The organism is Pedobacter nyackensis (assembly GCF_900176505.1).
GTDB classification, from domain to species: domain Bacteria; phylum Bacteroidota; class Bacteroidia; order Sphingobacteriales; family Sphingobacteriaceae; genus Pedobacter; species Pedobacter nyackensis.
Window position 1 is genome coordinate 212,842 of the sequence record NZ_FWYB01000001.1, and the last position, 16,982, is coordinate 229,823.

17 protein-coding genes are annotated in these 16,982 nt (G+C 39.3%); 14 read left to right on the plus strand and 3 right to left on the minus strand.

All coding sequences use genetic code 11. The annotated features are described in order from the left end of the window. Positions 1-36 precede the first annotated feature (36 nt). From B9A18_RS00990 to B9A18_RS01015, 6 genes are read left to right on the plus strand one after another with little or no spacing between them, the layout of a single operon-like run. On the plus strand, positions 37-693 hold the full coding sequence (locus B9A18_RS00990; RefSeq protein ID WP_084286800.1) for an RNA polymerase sigma factor: 657 nt from the start codon (positions 37-39) through the stop codon (positions 691-693). Next, a complete protein-coding gene (locus tag B9A18_RS00995) occupies positions 662-1,264 on the plus strand; it encodes a hypothetical protein (RefSeq protein ID WP_084286801.1) in 603 nt (200 codons plus the stop codon). Before B9A18_RS00990 ends, B9A18_RS00995 begins: the two co-directional genes overlap by 32 nt. Before the next feature lie 12 nt (positions 1,265-1,276). Then, positions 1,277-2,296, plus strand: coding sequence for a hypothetical protein (locus tag B9A18_RS01000; protein ID WP_144009353.1), 1,020 nt, complete (start codon positions 1,277-1,279; stop codon positions 2,294-2,296). After that, positions 2,247-4,628, plus strand: coding sequence for an argonaute/piwi family protein (locus B9A18_RS01005; protein WP_144009354.1), 2,382 nt, complete (start codon positions 2,247-2,249; stop codon positions 4,626-4,628). The genes B9A18_RS01000 and B9A18_RS01005 overlap by 50 nt, the downstream gene beginning before the upstream one ends. Positions 4,629-4,632: 4 nt before the next feature. After that, positions 4,633-5,076 carry a hypothetical protein gene (locus B9A18_RS01010; protein WP_084286804.1) on the plus strand — a complete coding sequence of 148 codons (444 nt, stop codon included), beginning with the start codon at positions 4,633-4,635 and terminating at the stop codon, positions 5,074-5,076. Continuing rightward, positions 5,073-6,227 carry a hypothetical protein gene (locus B9A18_RS01015; protein WP_084286805.1) on the plus strand — a complete coding sequence of 385 codons (1,155 nt, stop codon included), beginning with the start codon at positions 5,073-5,075 and terminating at the stop codon, positions 6,225-6,227. Before B9A18_RS01010 ends, B9A18_RS01015 begins: the two co-directional genes overlap by 4 nt. On the opposite strand, the gene B9A18_RS01020 is transcribed toward B9A18_RS01015, so the two are convergent. After that, on the minus strand, positions 6,224-8,335 hold the full coding sequence (locus B9A18_RS01020; protein WP_084286806.1) for an HRDC domain-containing protein: 2,112 nt from the start codon (positions 8,333-8,335) through the stop codon (positions 6,224-6,226). The two genes, B9A18_RS01015 and B9A18_RS01020, sit on opposite strands and share 4 nt — an antisense overlap. Before the next feature lie 610 nt (positions 8,336-8,945). On the opposite strand from B9A18_RS01020, the gene B9A18_RS01025 reads away from it, so the two are divergent. The 8 genes from B9A18_RS01025 to B9A18_RS01060 all read left to right on the plus strand — a co-directional run bounded on the left by B9A18_RS01025 (position 8,946) and on the right by B9A18_RS01060 (position 14,209). Further along, the gene (locus B9A18_RS01025) at positions 8,946-9,350 is read left to right on the plus strand and encodes an EVE domain-containing protein (protein WP_084286807.1); all 405 of its coding nucleotides are present in this window, start codon (positions 8,946-8,948) and stop codon (positions 9,348-9,350) included. 258 nt (positions 9,351-9,608) lie between these two features. Further along, complete coding sequence (locus B9A18_RS01030; protein WP_084286808.1) at positions 9,609-10,394, plus strand: AraC family transcriptional regulator; 786 nt, start codon at positions 9,609-9,611, stop codon at positions 10,392-10,394. 94 nt (positions 10,395-10,488) lie between these two features. Continuing rightward, a complete protein-coding gene (locus B9A18_RS01035) occupies positions 10,489-11,094 on the plus strand; it encodes a Crp/Fnr family transcriptional regulator (RefSeq protein ID WP_084286809.1) in 606 nt (201 codons plus the stop codon). A gap of 205 nt (positions 11,095-11,299) precedes the next feature. Then, complete coding sequence (locus tag B9A18_RS01040) at positions 11,300-11,944, plus strand: DUF6266 family protein (protein WP_084286810.1); 645 nt, start codon at positions 11,300-11,302, stop codon at positions 11,942-11,944. 88 nt (positions 11,945-12,032) lie between these two features. Beyond that, complete coding sequence (locus tag B9A18_RS01045) at positions 12,033-12,413, plus strand: hypothetical protein (RefSeq protein WP_144009355.1); 381 nt, start codon at positions 12,033-12,035, stop codon at positions 12,411-12,413. Beyond that, a complete protein-coding gene (locus tag B9A18_RS01050) occupies positions 12,332-12,871 on the plus strand; it encodes a C40 family peptidase (protein ID WP_084286812.1) in 540 nt (179 codons plus the stop codon). The genes B9A18_RS01045 and B9A18_RS01050 overlap by 82 nt, the downstream gene beginning before the upstream one ends. A 58-nt stretch (positions 12,872-12,929) precedes the next feature. Beyond that, entirely contained in the window at positions 12,930-13,559 is a 630-nt protein-coding gene (locus tag B9A18_RS01055; RefSeq protein ID WP_144009356.1) for a DUF6266 family protein, read from the plus strand. An 8-nt stretch (positions 13,560-13,567) separates the two neighbouring features. Beyond that, on the plus strand, positions 13,568-14,209 hold the full coding sequence (locus tag B9A18_RS01060) for a DUF6266 family protein (RefSeq protein WP_084286814.1): 642 nt from the start codon (positions 13,568-13,570) through the stop codon (positions 14,207-14,209). Positions 14,210-14,240: 31 nt separating this feature from the next. Here B9A18_RS01060 and B9A18_RS01065 read toward each other — a convergent pair whose 3' ends face one another. Further along, the gene (locus B9A18_RS01065) at positions 14,241-15,509 is read right to left on the minus strand and encodes a hypothetical protein (RefSeq protein ID WP_084286815.1); all 1,269 of its coding nucleotides are present in this window, start codon (positions 15,507-15,509) and stop codon (positions 14,241-14,243) included. Positions 15,510-15,520: 11 nt separating this feature from the next. After that, positions 15,521-16,969, minus strand: a complete 1,449-nt coding sequence (locus tag B9A18_RS01070) for a S8 family peptidase (protein ID WP_084286816.1) — start codon at positions 16,967-16,969, stop codon at positions 15,521-15,523. Between the last annotated feature and the right edge of the window lie 13 nt (positions 16,970-16,982).

A 16,982-nucleotide genomic window follows, 5' to 3' on the forward strand; every position in this document is an offset into this window, starting at 1 on the left:
TGGTAACCTCAATGCATATATATAGGTAACAAAGCTATGGAAGTGAAATATCTAAGCATAATAGAGAAATTTAAGACGGATGCTAAAGCAGGCCTGAGTGCACTTTTCGAGGCATATGGCAGACATTTGTTCCAGTTTACCGTTACAAAGTGGTCTTTGGATGAAGATGAGGCCTATGACGTTTTGTATAAAACCTTAGAAACAGTTTGTAAGGTCATCGACCGTTATGAGTTCTCTTCTGAAACTCATTTTCAAAACTGGCTTTTGAAAATTCATAAGAATAATATCCTTCAGTTTATAAGGGCTAAAAAAAGTAAGGAACAAATTGTTCTCAACTACAATGATTGGATTACTGAAGTTGCAGGATTTGAGGAAGATGCTTTTGATGTTGGGGATTATGAACCCATAATACAGAAGCTTAACCAAATAAATCCCTACGAAGAGGTTCCGTTAAACAGTCAATTGTTTCTAGCTCTTCAAAAGGCATTGTTGATAGTTTCAGATATGGAAAGGGAATTACTCTTATTAAAAATGAATAATTATAGCTATGAGGAAATTGCGCGGATGCTTGGGATTGAAAACAAGCAGCTAAAAGTGAAGTTTATAAGGGCTAAAGCAAAAGTTGAAAAAAAGACATTGGAAATTTTAAAAGAAATCAATCATGAAGCAACAAGAAACAATACTACCGTTTGAATTATACCTGAACGCGTATCTTGCCAATGATTACCCTCATTCTGGTGCAGCATTAGATATGGAATCTGTAATTGTATTTGAGCAACCCATCGAGACAGAACTTGCTGAAAATAAGATGGAAAATTTGATGCAGGCCTTACAGTTAGCAATCTCTAAAGATTCTTTAGGTTCATTAGTAGATCATGCATTGCAACAATCTGATCTTACTACTGAAGAGATAAAATCTGTTACAGGATTAACTGAATCTGTTTTGGACTCAGTTAAAAATGATTTGACTTTTACCAATAGTATTCCTGTAAAGTCACTCGTGAAATTACTGAAAATGTTGGATTTGCCCCTTGATAAAGTTAAGCTTGCAATTGAACAGACTTTTGAAAAGTTAAGTACGGAGAGCAAAATGTTTCTTTCCATTCCTTCTGGGATGCAGCCTTCGTTTAGAAAAGGAGCCAGAAGAAGTGCATACCCAGGAGAGGTCACCAATTTACGTTCAGATGAAAGTTATCTTTATCAGAATAGGGAAGCACTTGATAAGTACACCAAGCGATTAACGGAGTTGTATAATCAATTCTAAGAACAGAGGGTTATGGAATGGAACGTTACTAAACTATCAGCAGTAAGGCAATGCCACAGGAAATTTTACTTCGGATACGAAGCATCTAATTTCCATTTTACGTATCCATTCAGGCGTAAGGCTTTTGAGCTCTCTAAAATGCAGAGCTTGAAGATGTGGCAAGGTAGCTTAGTAGATTTTGCCATAACCAGCATGATTATACCTGTATATAAAAGGAAGAAAAAACCTGAATATGCACAAGTGGCTAATGGCTTGGTCGAACTGGCCAAGAGGCAGTTTGATTTTTCAAAGAATAGATATTATCACTTGCCAGAACTCTCGCGAACAGAAGTTGGTAATGATTTTTTGATTTTAGATATACATGAGAACGGAGTAGATTTTCTGCAGGATGATGTGGACCAGGTCTACGATACAATACACAGAATTGTTTTAGCATTTCCTGATTATCCAAGTCCTGACTCCGATAAAAGCATGGATGAATACTTATCCTCTGCCCGTTACCTTCGGGCAGACGTCAGGTATTTTGAGTTTGATTTTGATGGAGTTATTATAAAACCTCAAATAGATTTGGTGCGACATAACGGAAAAATGGCCGATATCATTGATTGGAAAGTTTCTGATCAGGACAATGCTGATTACTCAAGGCAGCTGATCCTGGAAGGTATTGTTTCTTATCATTATCTTAAAAATTGGTACCAGGAAAAAGGCTGGACACCCCTTCCACAAATGAAAGACTTTAGTGTCTACGAAATTAATTTGTTGACTGGGGTGGTCAAAGCTCACCCTTTTACAGTCGAAAACACTGCAATCGCTCTGGACGATGTATATGCGTTGCGTGAAGAACAGGATATCCTTTCTCAAAATAAAAAATGGGATGAGGTAGATCTTGAAAAGGATTACCAAAGCACCGATAAGACGGAAACTTGCATGATGTGTAAATTCAAGTTACTGTGTAAGCATTTAGTATTGAATAATTTTAGTTATGATGAAGACAAATATTCTAAACTGGTACAGGTTAAGCAATTGGCTTGATTTGACTTTTCAGTATCGTCTGGTTGATGTTGCTGTCGAAGGTATGGAAAGTAATACTCGGGAACTCAATAAAGCATTCTTTAATGCGGTTAATTTTTTGGCTTCAGAAACCAAAGGGGTTGTATCCGTTACCCGTTATCAAGGAAAGCGATATATTGCAGTGAAACATGATGCGCAGCTCGAGCGAAGGGTTATCCCTGGAAGTCCCCTTGATACCATACTTACACCGTTGGAAGGAGTCTTTACATTGCATACGCGTAACATTATCGATGATGAGTTGGGGCTTGCCATCAGGTTTTTGGAAAGCTCAATAGAATTCCAGTTACATCAGAACAAAAACCTTTGGGATGGGGGAACAAATACATTTCTGAATAAAGTTCCTTTAAGGGAATCTAAAGATATTGAAACGGATATTTATCATGGATTCAAATATAAAATTGTTGCTGAAGATAAGCGGAATGTATTTGTATGCATTGGTCTTGCTTACAAATATGTAGACAAATTCAACTTGCATGAGGCCTTAAAATCGGTGCCGGCCGAAAGAGTGGGAGATCTGATTAATGGTCGGAATTACTTGTATCAAAATGGGGATCACTGGTATGTGGTAAAAGGAAAATCTGCAGGAATTCCAATAGGTGAACAGACAATCGAGACTGAACAGTTTAAGGGCTCCGTATTTGACTACATTACAAAACATGGAAAATATGCAACTGCCAGATATAAACAGCCTATGTTAAAAGACTCAGCGACTTTTTGGCATAGCTACAGCAACAACAGTGCAAAAGTGGTTTCTGGAGCTACTTGTCTTGCCAAGGCCATCCATTTTGCGGATAATGGTTTACACAGGCTTTCCATTAATGATCCGGGCAAACGTTTTACACGCTCTGAATTTCATGCGGGAAAATATTTTCAAAAATTGAGTTTTAGCGGCCAGGAACTAAAAATCGAGACCAAGCCACACGCTAAGGACTGTGATATTTTTCCGTTACCAGCGTTAAAATATGGTAAAAATGCTATACTTGACCCATATGCAGGTGAAGAAAAATATAGTTCTCCAATCCATCAGTTCCCAAAGCGAAGGAGAGAGTTTGTTTACAATAATGGAATTATTAACGACACAGTTTTTGCGGCCCAGTACCTGCTTGTACCGGAAACTTTACCTTATACTATGGCCAAAAGTATCAAATATTATATGGATAAAGCCATTAAAATGATTGCACCCGAATTTCCTGGTTTCACCATTCATCAGTATTCTATGAAATCCGCACCCTATGCAAGCAATGTCTGTAAGGATCTTAAAGCATTGGTCGCTAGCAAGGGGCTTGCCGGCGGTAATGCATTGTTTGTCCTTCCTGAAAGTAGCGATAATGGACGTTTCAATAAATTCTTACACAACCTTGTTAAAAAGGAACTATTTTCTGATGTGAAGATTAAATGTGTGAGTGCCAGAAGCCTGAAAAGATTTCTTAAGCCTGTCGTAACCAGGAATAAACAGCAGATTTACCAAGTTCCAGATAAGTTGATGCGTGACTTCAAGGCCTATCAGACCAACACTATTTTTGAATATTTGATCGTTAACAAGAAATGGCCGTATGCATTAGCAAAAGATCTCAACCACGATCTATACATTGGTATTGATGCGCATGAATTTTTTGCAGGTTTTGTGTTTTTCTTTAAAAACGGTGAAAAAATCGTTTTCGATGTTGAGCAGGTAGCCAAAGCAACGGGGTCATTCAGAAATGAGAAAATCAATTATGCCGTAATTCAGGATAAAATAGTTAAAGTTTTGTCTCGGCATTTGAATATTGGAGAAGATGCACCGCGAAGTATTGTAATACTTCGGGATGGCGTTTCTTTTGGTGAAGAAGAAAAGGCTCTTGTTGGCGCAATGGAGGAGCTGGAACGAATGAAACTGATCGTTAAAGAAAATGTTCAGCTTGGTGTGCTGGATATTGCAAAATCTTCAGCTGTTCCAGTCAGGGCTGCCTGTTACCAAGGGGCGAATAAAGTTCTGGAGAATCCTGATTGCGGGACATATTTTTATATGAACAAAAAGCAAGCTTATATATTCAATACAGGTTTCCCATATAGAGTGCCGGGATCATCTAATCCGCTTCAGGTTAGCCTGAGCTATGGTGATATTGATTTTGAAAAAGCACTTGAAGATGTATTTGCTCTTACTCAAATTACATTCTCTTCTCCTGACCGACCAACTTCGCTACCGTTACCACTAAAGCTTATCGATACGTTGATCCGAGATGTAGCGCATGAATATACCTATGCCAATACTCAGGAACGTGAACTGAAAATTATAGAACCATCTTTAAACTGATCTTATGAGTGACTTCAATCTTCTTTTCAAAAAATACAATTCAGTTTCGAACCTCACTAATGATCTGAACAAATCAGTCATTACTCTTAAAAGACGTAATCTTACCGGAAGGGCAGGGGTTAAGGATCTGCATCCCAAGCTACAGGTCTCTGATGAGGAAGTGAAAAAGGCTCTCAGCGATATTATGACCATATTGCATGGTCTGGAACAATTTTATAGGCATCAAGATTCAAAAAATGATTTGTATGAATTGAAAGATAATACCTTGTTTAAGAATCAGATCTTGAAGAATGATGAGTTCAAAAATCAGATTCTTTCTGCATTAGAGAAATTGAACCAAGAGAAAAGACTGAGTGCTACTGATCTTTCAAATATTGACAGATTCATCTCCATATTGGACAATGAAGCTTCTATTCTCTTTAGAAAATTGCGTACGAACCGGGGATGAGAAATTTTATTAAGGCTCTTTATGCAGATTTGTTGCATAGAATTGATGTAGTAGTTGCCGATATCAATAGTATTCAGCATCACGACGATATTAAAGATCGCTTCATTACTGACACCCTAAAACAGTTCGCTGATATTCGGGATGTCTTACAGGATGCTTTTGATACAGGTGTACTTGAGTACGATGAATTCACAGGTAATAATCTTTATCTGTTTAATAAGGCCAATAGAGAATTTAATGCCATACACTCTTATCGGTATTTGGCAATAAAGAATTATAAAAAGCCGGAAATTTTCTTTTTTCGTCTGATTACCCAGATCTATAACGAACATCGAATCAATGCGCTTCCTCCAATCGTATCCACCATTAGTAATCATGATTATTATTACTGGGCTGTTCCTTACTTTGAAATTATTGCACTTCCTTCAGGAGAAGAAAATAGTTTGTTGAACCTACCGGATATGTACCATGAAATCGGACATTTAATGCACTCCATGTTTAGGGGTGGGAGTAGTGAACAATCTGCAAAGATTATTGATAAGTATTTTGCATCGGAAATTGTAAGGGTTGAGGATGAAGGTTTAGGGGAACATTTTAAGGGACCACTAGAGGATGCAAGACATCTTTGGGCTGCGTCTTGGCTGGAAGAATTTAGCTGTGATCTGGTTGGAACTTATATGACTGGGGGGGCTTATGCTTGGACAAATCTAAAATTATTGTCAACCGGTCATGGATCTTCAAAGATTTTTGAGTCCTCGGAATCACATCCTGCAGATGAAGCCCGGATGGAGATTATTTTAATGATGCTTGAGAAACTTGGACTTGATGCCGAAAAAGCAAAGGTGGAAAGGTCTTGGAAAAGTTTTCTTAAAGATACTGAGGTCTTTAGGCCGAGTATCCATAAAATGATTTTTCCAAAAAAATTGCTTCAGCAAATTGTTGATGAATTTTTTGAGTTTTACCAGAACGCAGATTTAGCTTCTTACACTGAGCTTTCAGCATTGGGACAGGGCTCTATTTCAGAAATTCTGAACGAAGCATGGGCTACGGCTCAGGCAGATCCATTACAATATTTTGCATATGAAACTGGAAAGATTTTAGACATTAGGGATAGCTTCGGATTGAAAGATAATGTGGCAGAGGTTGCCTAAAATAAATTGTTTTTACCCGTAAATTTTCTAACGATTTTAAGAATGTCATCTCCTAGTTCGGCTGCTTTGTCTTGTCCAATGCCATTTATTGCCCCCAATTCTTGGAGTGAATTGGGTAGCTTGGATGCAATTTTTATGCATAATTTCTCGCTTATGATTATGTATTCTGCTACAGATCGCTTGTGAGCAAGGTCTTTTCTCCAATTCAATAACTCGTCAAAGACCAATGGATTCTGGATTGATTTCTTTTTTGTTTCTGGGAGGCTATAAAATGAGTGGACTGATACATAATTAAGCATCGCATCTTGCATACGTTTGACAGTCTCGTATATTGCAGGCTCGTCGAAATTCGATTCAAATCCAGCAATTTTGGATAAACAAACCGAAATAAAACTGTTATAATATTTGAAAAAAAGATTACTATTTGTTGAGTTCAACGGATAGTTCAGCAGATTCTGAGCAAGTTCATGTAAACCTTTTAATTTCTCTTCAAAATATGTGGAAGCCTTTTTCAACCTGACCAAAAAAATTGGGTGGTGAGACAGTGGTAATGATTGATCTAAGGTGTTAAATTCTCTATTTGTAAATTGACGAGCTACAGAATCTACCTGTTTTTCCACAACAATTTTTATCTGTAATAACAGATCCTTTAAGTTTTCTTGTGGTGTTTCGAAATCCATATCGACCAGGGAATTAAGTCGTTCCCATTGGCAGGAAAAATATGAAAAATCTAATAATTCCTTAACAGATAGATATTGTTCTTTCATTTTATAAATATCTAATTGCTCATTGCTCAACGAAGCTAACTTCATTTGGGACATGAAATCATGGATTTTAGGATCATTCAGTATACTCTCCTCACGTACTGGTGCTCTTAAGATAATTCCTTCTAAACTTCGGCAGCGACTAAGGGCAACGTAAGCCTGCCCGGGTGCGAATGCTGCGTCGATATCAATGGCTGCTTTTTCGAAAGTTAGGCCCTGACTTTTGTGAACGGTAATCGCCCATGAGAGCTTTAACGGATATTGGCTAAATGTTCCTATTGTGGATTCTTTTATACTGTTAGATACGTCATTAATCGTATACTTTTGATTACTCCAGACCTCAGGGCTAATAGTTAGTTCTGAATTGTCATCATGAAATCGGACGCGAATATTAGTATCTTCAATCGAGAGTATATTTGCAACCCTACCGTTATAAAACAGTTTGTTACCTGATGAGTCGTTTTTTATAAAAATAACCCTTGCACCCACTTTCAATCGAAGCTCAAAGTCGGTTGGATATGCTTCCTTTGGAAATTCTCCCTTGATTCTGGCAATATGGGAATAAATTTCACCGGGCAACTCATTTAAGTGTTTCTCGTTAATTTCATTAACAATATGATTATGCGTGGCAATCGTGATGTATTCATCAGAAAGATCTTCCGATGGCAAAAAAATATGTTCATTCAATTTGCCCAGTAATTGAGAATCCACTTTTCCTATTCTGATGTTATTCAGGAGGCTTAAAAAAAACGGATCAGATTGCCGATGGACTTTGGTGAGCTCAAAGGTAATCATGGCCACAGAAGTAAAAACAATGCTGCTGAAAAAATAGGGACTGTTATAATAACGGCGTAAGATTGGCCAGTCATTTTGAAAAATGGGAGGAAGTTGGTAAGGATCGCCAAACATTATTATTTGGACGCCTCCAAAGGGAACTGAAATACCCCTAGCCATCCTTAGAGAAAGATCAATGCGATCGATGGTGTCCGCTCTCACCATACTGATTTCGTCAATAATTAACAGTTCAAGCGCAATTAGCAAACTGCGTTTTTCGCCCGATAGGGCTGGAAGTTTAAGGATGTTTTCATTGTCAATGAAATCCAACGGTTCAAGAGGGCCTAACGGAAGTTGGAAAAAAGAATGAATAGTTACTCCTCCTGCATTCAATGCTGCGATAGCAGTGGGAGCAATTACTGCCAGGTTCTTGGTTATGCTTGATTTTAAGTAATGAAGAAAAGTAGTTTTTCCAGTGCCAGCCTTTCCAGTGACAAAAATAGGCTTTGTCGTGTTTTCTATGAAACTGATAACTTGTTTATGAATCGGATCTAAGTCATCTGTAGTCATGTGTTTCGGCTTTTATTATTCTGGCATTGCAAAGATAAAATATTAAAAGGATATGTTTAGATTCCGACTGATGTTCGGTTTTCGTATCCGTCCATCGCAGTGTAGCACGTATTCTAAACTACTTTACTTTTATAACTGTTTTGGCTGTAATGGGGAGCTTTTAATTCCAATGCATAGGAACTATGATGATTATCCTAAGAAAGCTATCATAGCTATTGAATTGCAAACGGATTGATCTCTTGGCTTATTTTCGGATAAGGCAAATTAAATAGCCTTTAACCAATCGCTTCATTTTCTAATGCTTCTTCTCTCTTACCTCCCAGTAATCAATGCATTTAGTGATAGTAGATGTAGAATTGAGCATAACTTCATTTTGTAGATTAGTTATGGGATTCCAGTTATTACTGAGCTTTGTTACCAATTCTTTAACCGATGATTTAGCTTCTTCTTTTATTTGCCGGATATTCCCGCCATTTTTACCCACATACTTTTTAATTCTCTCTGATTTGTTAGCTTTGAGGTTTAAATAATAGAAATAAATAAAAGGCTTGTCGCCAATTCGAAGAATGGACTAAAAACTGCCTTTAATGCACTATAAATAAGTTAACAAATGAATCATTGGCTAGTAAAATCCGAACCCTTTAAATACAGCTGGGAAAAATTCAATCAGGACGGTAGAACGTTTTGGGATGGCGTGCGTAATTATCAGGCACGTAATAATCTCAAAGCAATGAAAGAAGGTGACCTTGTCTTGTTTTATCACAGCAATGAAGGTAAAAACGTGGTAGGTATAGCCAAAGTAGTAAAGGAGTTTTACCAGGATCCAACAACTGATGATGCCAATTGGGTAGTAGTTGATCTGTCGCCTGTAGAAGGACTTAAAAATCCGGTAAGCCTGGAGCAGATCAAAGCTGAAGAAAGCCTGAAAGATATTTCATTGGTTAGACAAGGCCGGTTATCTGTAATGCCATTAAGGGCTGAAGAATTTGATAAGATCCTGGAAATGGGAAGCTAGTTCCACGAAAGGTATTGGTTCCGGTATACCTTCGGTGTACCTCTTGTATACCTGGCCTATTCAAACGGAGATACTTTGTGCGTCAATCAACTTTAGGATAATGTTGCCTTAATCAGAACCGAAGCAACAGCGTCGCAAGAACGAGTGATGACCGAAGTAGGAGGCCAGGTATATAAGAGGGAGATCTAACGTATACAGGTACTACAAGAATCCGAACATTGTCAATCTGACTTTAAGTAAAAATATCAATGCTCTCGTATGTTAAAAATTGCGCTCATTTGTGGGGATTCTCCCCATGTCTTAGAATTACAGAAGTCTTATGCCTTGTTGCTGGTGAGCAAAGGGAAGGGAAAGTTGAGGTTAAATGATCATCAGGTAAGCTTAATACCGGGCAGGGTATTTTTATTAAAGGAAAATTTATCCGTAAAGTTGGAAGGAACGATACTGGATGGTCACCTGGTTCAGTTTCAGGAAGCAATGATGAGTACATTCCTGCGCCAGTCTGTAATACACAAGGGAAAGGGACTCTATAATCCTGATAGAGCATTGCCTTACATAGATGTGAACAGAAATTCCTTGTCGTTTTTGATAGAACTGATTGCTCAGATTGGTGATGGAATGGATTCAGGAACCTTTGCACTTGCACTCAGGCATTACTTGTTTGTTTTATTAAGGCATGTAAACCGTGAAGCTGAATGCGAAATCAAATTGGTTGCAGGACAGGAGCAGCGATTGACAATGCTATCAGTTTTGATGGATAACAGTTACAAAGAGAACAGGAAAACAAGTTTTTATGCGAAAAAGATGGGGATTAAGGCGCGGCAACTGAATGAATTTACCCATAAACATTTCGGCAAGCGTTTTTTTAAAATTTTGATGGAACGGATACTCGCTGAAGCGGATGCGTTATTGATTGAGAATAACCTGCCGATCAAAGCGATCGCTTACGATTTGGGCTTTAGCCATCAAAATGATTTCAGTGTTTACTACCATAGGCACAGAGGCTGCACACCCAGTGCATTTCGGAACAGCCATTGTAAATAAGTAATACTATTTTGCAAAATTTTAATAAGGTAATTTGGTCTTTGTTGCGAGTTTTATGTTTTTGTAACCAAATATAAATCAAACAATCCCTATTATGTCTAAACGTAAACTCACCAGTTATCTGGGGTCGATGTACCCAGTTAGTAAAGAATTTAAAAGTCATTTGGAAGACGACAGTACACTCCGTAGACAGTTTTTAAAGAAAAATGCTTCATTGCTGATTCCAAGGATGAAGGTAGATGAATCGCACTATTTGTTTAAAGGATCCTGTAAAGCCTTTTTCTTAAACGAAGACAACGAGGAACAGATCTTTATGGTTTTTACAGAGAACAGTATCATCCTGCTGCCTGAAGAATTTTTCGCCGGAGAAAAAAACAATACCACTCATATCGTAATGCTGGAAGACAGCGAGCTGTATACCATTACGAAAACTCAGGTTGATCACATTTTTGAACAATTCCCTGAAGCTACTCCGCTAACTAATGCCATTCGCAGCAATATCAAAGCATTTAGGGAGACCCATCTGCAGATTTTAATGAGGAAGGAAGGTTTAAGGTACGGGATGTTCTGTGATAAATTCTCTGAATTTCAATACAAATTGTCCGACCAGGATATTTGCGCTTTTTTAGCCATTAGCAGAAGTACACTCGCTGTAGGGAAGAATAGTAGCAGGATAAGGGACAGGAGTCGCAGGAACTGAGTTGTACTTATTTAGACGATTTAATGTCTTAAAATAGATGTTTTTATGTCTTTAATCAATGCATTTTGAGCTTGTTGCATGCTGTAGTTTTGACATTACCATTTGGTGCCAGAGTAGCCGGGCATTTTCAAGGAAGACGCTTTAAGCGAAACCGGTGTGCAGGTGGTATAACTAACAGAATGTTTAACAAATAAAATGTTTGATTATGGGAATTCAACATTGGGGAGCCTTCGGAGGCTTCCAAAATAAGACCGGCGCACTGGTTGGTCATTACACTAACGGACAGAATGTGATTACTGCAATCCCTCACCCTTCGCAAACACCCGCTACTACAGCGCAAATTAATCAACGCGCTAAATTTAAAACGGTGGTTAGTTTTTTAAGCCGTTTAACCGGCTTGATCAGGATTGGGTTTCAGAATGCACATGGGGCAAAACAGAGTGCGTTTAATGCCGCTTTTGTGTACAATTACCAGAACGCAGTAATAGGAGTGGGTCCAGATTTTACCCTCGACTACGCAAAATTCGTGTACAGTAAAGGCAATTTAAGCTCGCCTTACGCAGCGGAGTTTCTGACAGATGTGCCTGCGAAGATTAAGTTTAGCTGGCTGGATTATCTGGGTACAGGAATCGGTGCGCAAACTGACATGTTTACGGTAGTGGTTTACTGCCCCGTTTTGGATCAGTTTGTAACCTTAGCTAATGCCGTTCCACGGTCGGCGCTGACCTATACCTTACAGTTACCTCCTCCTTTTTCAGGAAAGGTGGTAAATGCCTGGGTAAGCATGGTAAGTGCTGATGGTAAATTGGCAAGTAACAGTATATCTCTCCCAGATATCACTGTGCTTTAATTAAATGGTGGCTCCGGTGCTTTGCATTGGGCCACCATTTTTTGTAACTGGCCGCTAATTGCAAGTAAATAAGTACAAATTCAAAAAAATGATGAAAGAAATAATGATTAACAGAGGGATGTTCCTGCTGAGGGCTTTTATGGAGGCTAAGAAGGAGCATCATTTAATGGGGATTTTGCGGGTGCTATGGGCGATGGTAACCTTATTGTTTAGCAGTCCGGAGATGAGTGCCGGAATTAACCAGAGCGTGCCCTTAATGGTGGTGCTGAGCCTGATCACTTATCTGATCCTGATGGAGGTAAGCCTGTGGCTGCTTAACAGGTTTTTGATGCGGATGGGCTGTCCGCCGATAGAGGAAATAGTTTTAAAATTTAAAGACCTAGGAGAATGGCAGCAATTAATTTTTTTATGGGCATGTTATGCCTTGGTTTTGTTAGCTGGGGTAGTATGCCTGGCAGCAATTTTATAAACACTAATAAATATACTTATGGAAAATCAAAAAATGGTACAGCAATCGTCGACATCGCCCGTAAAGAAATCGGTGTTAGGGAGTCTGCTCACAATTCTGGTAAGAGAATCAGTGAATACCTTAATTACGTGGGCTTTAAACAAGCTGCGCCTTGGTGTGCCGGATTCGTCTCCTGGTGTCACAAGGAAATAGGATTAGCAGAACCCAGGTCGGCCTGGAGTCCTGCGCTTTTTCCGCTAAGCCGTATGGCCAGGGATGGACTTCCGGGAATGGTTATTGGAATTTATTTTCCATCGTTGGGAAGAATAGGCCATGTGGGTTTGATCGAACGGGTACAAGGATCCTTAATTTTTTCTATTGAAGGTAATACCAACGTAGCCGGGAGCAGGGAGGGGGATGCAGTAATGCGTAAAATAAGGCATAAGCGAGCAATAGCGAAATATGCAGATTGGTTATAATCTCCGTTCTCCCTTACAAGAATCTTTTGCAGGGGAGAGCGGATTAAACAGAAATATTATGGGAATTTTAAGAAAAGGAATATTTGGTGGTTTTGAAAAGAAAACTGGTGCGCTGATTGGGCGTCGGGTAAAAGGCAAAAGTATAATTTATGCCAGGCAGCGTAAAAATGCAAAGTTAAGAACAGTTGCACAGCTGGACCAGCAGTTGAGATTCGATCTGGCCAATTCGATTTTGAAGTGGTTTAGTGATTTGATTGCTGTAGGTTTTAAACGTATTGCTGGCAAAGGATCTGCATTTAATGCAGCGGTCAGGTACAATTTCAGTGCACTGGTAACGGGCATCTCCCCAGACTATGTCATTGACTATAGCAAGCTGGTATATAGTCGGGGAAGTCTGGAAGGTCCACATCGCCCCTCCATTAGCCGGCTTAGCGATGGATTGCAGGTAAGCTGGCTGCCTGATGTGCAAACGCGCTTCAATCAGTATAGTGACAAAGCAACCTTTGTGATTTATTGCCCGGACCGGGAGATGTTCATGAAATTTCCTGAACATGTAATACGATCTGCAATGGGCTGTTTTTTACCATTGCCAGTGGGGTTAACGGATGTTTCATTGTATGCCTGGATGAGTTTCATTAATGCCGATGGGAAGCTCGTGAGTGACAGTGTTTATTTAGGTGTAATTTAAATAAAGCTATGGGAATTATCAGAAATGGATTTGGTGGAAATATAAGTGGTAAAGTGGGTAACATCGTATTTTATACATTAAATGGTAAGCAGGTGGCGCGTACCATTGGTAAGATCACCGCAAATCCTACGGTGCCGCAATTACAATGCAGGCAGGGGATGGCAGTAATTAATATTTTCATAAAGCATGTGGCTGCATTTATCAATGTCGGCTTTCAACTCCTGGCTAAAGGAACGACCAGGACTCCGAACAACATGGCGGTTGCCTACAACAAGAGAAATGCCCTGCAGGGAACTTATCCTAACGTTGTGATCGCTTATGATAAGGTATTGGTTACACAAGGTAGTATGTGGGGTGCTATAGAGCCCTCGGTTGAAATGACGCTCCAGGGATTAGATTTTAGCTGGAGTTGTCCTGCTAGTGTAACCTGGCCGCGGGTTAATGATCAAGTGATGGTTTTAGTTTATTTTCCGGTTATAAAAAAGGTAGTTTATATTTTGTCTGGCGATTGGAGGTCCAATTGCGCAACCAGCCTGGCGCTACAAAGTAATCTGCTTAATGAATATATGGAAGTTTATATATCCTTTATCGCTGAGAATAGAAAAAATATAGCAAACAGTACTTACTTAGGAAGTTTTAATAAACCCTAGACTGGAAAAGGGTGGATGCCCTTTTCAGTTTTTACGTAGACATAGCCGCGACTAATGCTTTAGCAACCTGCGGTTTTTTTATATCGGAATGGTCTTTAATGTATTTATCTGCTTTTAGATTGTAAACTCCACCGGCTGTAAACGAATAGTTGCCATCCATGTCTAGCAGAAGGCCATTGTTCGCTTCCGGTGTTTTTTGAGCACCATTGCTTCCTAAGCCGCCATAAAAATCATCTTTATCACCTACAGCGCTGGCAACCTGGTTGGCCAGTCTCGAAGCTATAGCATAAGCTATGCCTACAGCTTTGTCATTTCTGGTATGTGTAATGATAATGGGCCCGGCTACATATTTTTTTGCAATCGTATTCCTGAAAAGTCCGTCAAAGTTCTTCTCATATTTTTCAGCAAAACCATAATGAGAAAATGCAGCTTGCATTAAGGAAAGCGATTGCACCTGGATTGGAGAAACTGCTGTACTGCCGGAAACGGCTGCGCTCATTAATCTTGCGCCAAAACTATGTCCTGCGAGGTGGATTTTTCCATTACATTTGAGCTTTATTCTTTTGAGGATTGGGTTTAAACCCTGAACACCAATTAATCCGGCGCGTTCCTTCATTTGATAATAGGTAGCCATATTTAAAAGGTTATTGATGCCATTGATCGTCCCATTGAAAATAGACGTAGCACCTCCCATACCTGGTTCGGGCAGGTCGCCTGTTTCCAGAAAATCAGGATCTTCAAGTATTCTGGTCATATTTTCAATGTCGTAATACTTCAAGGCTTCTTCATCCATGGCTCCATTTTCATTTAAGGAGATCGCATGGTAAAGATCTATAAATTGTGTGGCCAATTCTATTGGCTCCGGAGATTTCTTGTCTATGCAGTCAATGATGTTTTTTAGCGCAACGCTAGCATTTGGCGTGTTGATGAATTGATCAAGTTCATGACAAAGCTCAATGGTGTTTGCTGCGTTTGATCTGTTATTTAACGCAGCAGCACTTCCGTCTTTCTGATGATTATGACTGAACTTTTTTGAAGGCCAAAAAATGCCAATTGAAATAAAAGATCTGTCTTTAATGGGATGGTCAACTATTTCGTCATGGACCAGTTGCAGCAGGGAATCATATAGTTCTCTGGCTTCGGTCATGTCATTGTTCCAACCGTGAGAAATGAACAGGATATCTGTGTAATTACCTGATTGAAGAGCCGATTCTATTGCTTCGAGTTCAGCGACCTCAGTTAGCCTGGCATCTTTATCAAATTTAAGTTCAAAAAATGGAATTGAGTTTGTAGTTGTCATCGCTAATATTGTTAAATTGATTGAATGGCTCTCATTAAATCCAACAGACCATTTCCCTGAAAATATTTGTCTCTTTTAAGGTCCGTTGCAGTTGAAGTAAATATTTCTTTTATTTTTTCTGGTTGTCCGATGTATTCTCTTCTTATAGATAAAAATGCGGCGATAGCTCCTGAAACATGTGGGGCTGCCATACTTGTTCCACTATCCTGTAGATAATAACAATGTGCATCATCAGTGAGCTCTTCCTTAATCTGCTTTTTTTTATTTCCAACCGCACAAGAGATGATTTTCTCTCCCGGAGCAACGAGGTCAGGTTTTAATCTGCCATCACCAGTAGGACCTTTAGAGGAGAAAAAAGATACGCCATAGGTATGTGGCATATCGCGATGCGTAGAACCAACTGTTATGGCCAACTCTGCGTTTCCAGGATCATTGATACTCAGCGGCATTCCTGTTGCCAGCCTTCCATTGGATTTTGTGGTTACATACCCGTATCCGGTATTGCCAGCAGCGGCAACAACTACTACACCGGATTTTACCAGTCGGTTAACTTCTATACATAAAGGACTTTGTCCACACGCAAACCATTCCGGATCAAAGCTATAACCCAGACTTAAATTAACGCCATGAATTTTGATGTCCCTGCCATAATTGTTTATTTCCTGGACATGTCCTATGGCCGCAATAAGTGAACTGGCATTCCCTTCCCCTAAATCGTCCAGTACTTTTAGACTAACGAGCTTACATTTAGGGGCCATCCCCGATATCTTATTTAGTTTAATTTTTGAAAATATCGGATTGTTATCTTCGTCTCTGCTCTTAGACATAGCGAAGATATTTGAGGTTTCCTTACTATCAGCAACGATTAATTCACCGGCAATGATCCCTGCAACGTGTGTACCGTGTCCAAATTCATCTTCGAATGGGCTTTCGCTACCCGTAAAATCCATATGATAATCTGTACACTTATTATTGTGGGCGAGGAAATGGGGATGACTAAAATTTATACCTGAATCTACCACAGCCCAGGTAATTTCCTCACCAAGGGCAGAAAACGAAGACCTCGCAGCGTCGGCTTTTATGGTGCTCACAGATTTAGTGGTTTGCGGCTGAATTTTGAAGTCTGGCCAGATCTTAAAAATAGCTCTGTTTGCCTTATTGTCTAATTTTATCAATTTTTTAATCAGGTCAGCAGATATTTTAGTGAAAACGTATTGCTCAGTTAGCCTTGTCTTTTTTACGCCTTCCGATTCTCCTGGCATTAGTTCTGCCAGCAGTGCCATGATTTTTGATCTGGCTTCAGCTCTTCCCCCTTTATAATTTAAATTTAAATCGATGATTACGGCTATTTTCGCACCTGGGTTTTCTTCAATTTCTTTTAATAGCGGGATTGCGATAATGGTTTTGTCCAGTATATCTGGATTGAATTTATAGTCATCAGGTATTTCGTGGTTATCCATTTATTTTGATCTT